This is a genomic window from Oleiphilus sp. HI0061, from assembly GCF_001635675.1.
Genome location: NZ_LWFE01001634.1, coordinates 1 through 830 on the forward strand (window position 1 = coordinate 1; position 830 = coordinate 830).

Annotated in this window: 1 protein-coding gene; it reads left to right on the plus strand. The window is 46.5% G+C overall.

The features are described 5' to 3' along the window. A partial coding sequence (locus A3735_RS25210) for a class I tRNA ligase family protein (protein WP_156499919.1) occupies positions 1-830 on the plus strand: 830 nt, incomplete at both ends.

Below are 830 nucleotides of genomic sequence, written 5' to 3' on the forward strand. Positions count from 1 at the left end.
CTTTCGGCACACTAGGTTGGCCAGAAGCAACGGAAAGGTTGAAGACCTTCCACCCAACAGATGTTTTGGTAACGGGCTTCGATATTATTTTCTTCTGGGTTGCCCGCATGATCATGATGACCATGCACTTTATGAAAGATGAAAACGGTAAAGCCCAGGTTCCGTTCAAATATGTATACGTAACAGGCCTTATTCGAGACGAGCATGGTGACAAAATGTCCAAGTCGAAGGGTAACGTACTCGACCCGCTCGATATGATTGACGGCATCGACCTTGAATCTCTGGTTGAAAAACGCTGCGGTAATATGATGCAGCCCCAGCTTGCTCAAAAAATTGAGAAGCGCACGCGCAAGACCTTTGAAGACGGTATCTCTGCACACGGGACCGATGCACTTCGTTTTACCCTATTCTCACTGGCTTCGACGGGTCGTGATATCAACTGGGACATGAAACGCCTAGAAGGCTACAGAAACTTCTGTAACAAGATCTGGAACGCTGCACGTTATGTGCTCATGAATACTGAAGATCAGGACTGTGCTCAGAATTCTGACGATTATCAATTATCTTTAGCTGACAAATGGATCATCTCGCGCCTTCAGCAAACCGAAGCATCCATTGAAAAATCTATTGGTGAGTTCCGTCTAGATATGGCCTCACACACTTTGTATGACTTCATCTGGAATGAGTATTGTGATTGGTACCTGGAGCTTTCCAAGCCGATTCTAAACAGTGACGACAGCGACGAAGCGCTTAAGCGTGGCACACGCCGCACACTGGTACGAGTACTTGAAGCTGTACTAAGAATGGCTCACCCCTTTATCCCTTATATC